Source organism: Massilia sp. CT11-108, from assembly GCF_047302915.1.
GTDB classification, from domain to species: Bacteria; Pseudomonadota; Gammaproteobacteria; order Burkholderiales; family Burkholderiaceae_D; genus Telluria; species Telluria orientalis.
The window spans coordinates 1-3,374 of record NZ_JBKYMO010000558.1 but is presented as its reverse complement, the minus strand read 5'-3'; the positions used below and the strand labels follow the sequence as shown (position 1 = coordinate 3,374).

Genomic DNA, 3,374 nt, shown 5'->3' with positions numbered 1-3,374 from the left:
GATGCCGGCCATGACCTTGGCCACGTCGCGCGCCTCGCCCTCGATGCTGTCACCGAGGATCAGCGGCGTCACGCCGGACACGCTGGCCCGCGGCTGGGAACGCGGCCTGCCGCCGCGCGCGAGCCTCGAGAACAACGATGCGCACACCTTCTTCCGTGCGCTGGGCGATTCCCTCATCACGGGGCCCACCTTGACCAACGTGAACGATTTCCGCGCGATCTACGTCGCCTGAAAAAAGAAACAGTCTTCCCTTTAACGGGTGCGCCGCGGCGGCGGCGTACCCGTTTTTTTTCCCCTAGTCAGTCGGGGTCGGAGCCCACCCGTGAACACCGGGCTCTGACCCCGAGAGTAAAGGACTCACCATGCTACGCCAACGCCGTGCCCGTATTCTTGCCACCCTCGGCCCCTCCAGTTCCACCCCCGACCAGATCTACGCGCTGGCGCTTGCCGGCGCCGACGTCTTCCGCTTGAACTTCAGCCACGGCAGCCACGACGACCACGCCGCGCGCTACAACATCATCCGCAGCGTCGAACGCGACATCGGCCGTCCCATCGGCGTGCTGATGGACTTGCAGGGACCGAAGCTGCGCGTCGGCCGCATGGCCGGCGGCAAGGCGATGCTCGAAACGGGCAGCCGCTTCCGCCTCGATCTCGACGCGACGGAGGGCGACGCGACCCGTGCCGGCATGCCGCATCCGGAAATCTTCGCCGCGCTGCGCCCCGGCACCGACCTGTTGCTGGACGACGGCAAGCTGCGCCTGCGCGTGGACGCCTGCGGTGCCGACTTCGCCGAGACGACCGTGATGGCGGGCGGCGCGCTGTCCGACCGCAAGGGCGTCAACGTGCCCGGCGTCGTGCTGCCGATCTCCCCGCTGACGACGAAGGACCGCGCCGACCTCGCGTTCGGCCTGGATCTCGGCGTGGACTGGGTCGCGCTGTCGTTCGTGCAGCGCCCGGAGGACATCGTCGAGGCGCGCGCCCTGATCGGCGAGCGCGCCTGGATCATGGCCAAACTGGAAAAGCCGGCCGCCATCGACGCGCTGGACGGCATCGTGCTGCTTTCCGACGGCATCATGGTGGCGCGCGGCGACCTGGGCGTGGAGCTCCCGCCGCAACAGGTGCCCGTGCTGCAGCGCCGGATCGTGCATGCGGCGCGCGCGGCCGGCCGCCCCGTCGTCGTCGCCACGCAGATGCTGGAATCGATGACGACGGCGCCGGTGCCGACGCGCGCCGAGGTGTCGGACGTCGCCACCGCCATCTACGAAGGTGCGGATGCCGTGATGCTGTCGGCCGAATCGGCGTCCGGCCAGTACCCGGTGCAATCGGTGGCCGTGATGGACAACGTGATCCGCGAAGTGGAGCAGGACCCGCGCTGGCGCGAAGGCCTGGACGCGAGCCACAAGCCGGCCGACAAGACGACCGCGGACGCCATCTGCTGCGCGCTGCGCCGCGTGACGAATTTGCTGGCGCCCGCCGCCACCGTCACCTACACCGCGAGCGGCGCGACGTGCCTGCGCGCGAGCCGCGAGCGTCCCACCGCGCCGATCCTCGCGCTCACGCCGAAGATGGCCATCGCGCGCCGCCTCGCGCTCGTGTGGGGCGTGCATCCGGTGCCGTTCGAGGAAGCGGAAGGCTTCGACCGCATGGTGGCGGACGGCGTCGCGGCCGCGCGCTTCCACGGCCTGGCCGACGCGGGCGACGACGTCGTCGTGGTGGCGGGCTTCCCGTCCGGGCGGCCGGGCCGCACGAACCTGCTGCACGTCGTGCGCGTGGGCGAGGAACCGACCGTGTGACTATGTGCGCATCTTCCGCCATGGTGGCTCTGGTAACGTAGCGCTTCCACCACCGACAGGAGAAGCGCATGAAGACCCAGCTGGAAAAAGCGCAGGCGTTCGTCGACCTGCACCGCCGCGGCAACTGCTTCGTCATCCCGAACCCGTGGGATGCGGGATCGGCGAAGCTGCTGCAGCACCTGGGCTACCAGGCGCTGGCGGGCACCAGCGCCGGCTTCGCGTTCTCGAAGGCGAAGACGGATCCGACGATCACCATCGCGGAGATGCTCCCGCACCTGGCCGAACTGGCCGCGGCGACCGACCTGCCGCTGTCCGCCGACCTGCAGTCCGGCTTCGGCGACGCGCCGGAAGACGCGGCCCGTACGATCGTCGAAGCGGCGGCGACGGGCATCGTCGGCGGTTCCATCGAGGACGCGACCGACGATCCGGCACAACCGCTGTACGACATCGGCCTCGCCACCGACCGCATCCGCGCGGCCGTGGAGGCGGCCCGTGGACTCCCCTTCAAATTCATGCTGACGGCGCGCGCGGAAAACTTCCGCGTCGGCCGCCCGGACCTGGCCGACACCATCCGCCGCCTGCAGGCTTACCAGGAAGCGGGTGCCGACGTGCTGTTCGCGCCGGGCATCGCGAAGCCGGAAGACATCGCGGCCGTCGTTCGCGCCGTACGCGGCCCGCGCAAGCGACGCGCGCGAGGTGAGGGAGAAGGGCACGTTCGGGTATGCGGACGATGCGCTGCCGGCGGCTGAGCTGAACCGCGTGTTTACGGCGCCGTGATCCGTCGTTCCCGCGGAAGCGGGAACCCATGCCGAAATACAGAATTCGGTACGCCGGGACCAGCGCGGTGCGTTTCGCCAGGGCGACACCGGTGGCTCAGCATGGATTCCCGCCTGCGCGGGAATGACGTCGGAACCATCACGCCGGCACCGCACCCCCGAACTCCACGATCCCCAGCCGCGCCGCCAGGTGCATCAAACGGAAATCGTTGTCCGCCCCCAGCTTCTGGCGCACGGACGTGAGGGTGTTCAGCACCGTCTTCGGGCTGACCGTGAGCTGGGCCGCGATGGCCTGCACGGATTCGCCGTGCACGAGCAGGCGCAGCATGTCGAATTCGCGCGGCGTCAGACCGTCCAGCGGGGCCGGCGCCACCGCGGCCGCCACTTCGGACGAGAGCGCGCGCGTCCCGTTCATCACGGCGCGGATGCCCGTGATGAGTTCTTCCGGCTCGCTGCGCTTGGTGAGGTAGCCGTGCGCGCCCGCCTTCAACGCCTGGGCGACGTGGCCGGCGCTGTCGTGCATCGACAGCACCAGCACCCGCAGGCCGGGCTGGCGGGCACGCATGCCGGCGATGGCTTCCAGGCCGCTGCTCCCTTTCAGGCTCAGGTCGACGATGGCGACGTCCGGCCGGACCTGCTGGACGAGCGCGTTCGCCTCCGGCGCGCTCGCTGCCTCGCCGACGACATCGAAATCGGGTTCGGCGCACAGGAGGCGGCGGTAGCCGCTGCGGACGACGGCGTGGTCGTCGACGAGGACGATGCGGATCATGCCGGCACCTCCGTGGCCTCGGGCACCGGCAGTGGC

General features: G+C 70.2%; 3 protein-coding genes and 1 pseudogene. 3 read left to right on the top strand and 1 reads right to left on the bottom strand.

Translation table 11 applies throughout. The annotated features are described in order from the left end of the window. The 3 genes and pseudogenes from ACEN88_RS27335 to ACEN88_RS27325 form a co-directional block, all read left to right on the top strand. A partial coding sequence (locus tag ACEN88_RS27335) for an MOFRL family protein (RefSeq protein ID WP_413344721.1) occupies positions 1-232 on the top strand: 232 nt, incomplete at its 5' end. A 130-nt stretch (positions 233-362) separates the two neighbouring features. Then, on the top strand, positions 363-1,793 hold the full coding sequence (pyk, locus tag ACEN88_RS27330) for a pyruvate kinase (RefSeq protein WP_413344719.1): 1,431 nt from the start codon (positions 363-365) through the stop codon (positions 1,791-1,793). A gap of 68 nt (positions 1,794-1,861) precedes the next feature. Further along, a pseudogene (locus ACEN88_RS27325) lies at positions 1,862-2,470 on the top strand (isocitrate lyase/PEP mutase family protein); the annotation flags it as partial. 238 nt (positions 2,471-2,708) lie between these two features. Here ACEN88_RS27325 and ACEN88_RS27320 read toward each other — a convergent pair. Then, the coding region (locus ACEN88_RS27320) for a response regulator transcription factor (protein WP_413344717.1) at positions 2,709-3,374 on the bottom strand (666 nt) is incomplete at its 5' end.

Excerpts from the sequence above, each read along its gene's own strand:
- pyk (WP_413344719.1), top strand. The coding sequence starts at position 363 with ATGCTACGCCAACGCCGTGCCCGTATTCTTGCCACCCTCGGCCCCTCC.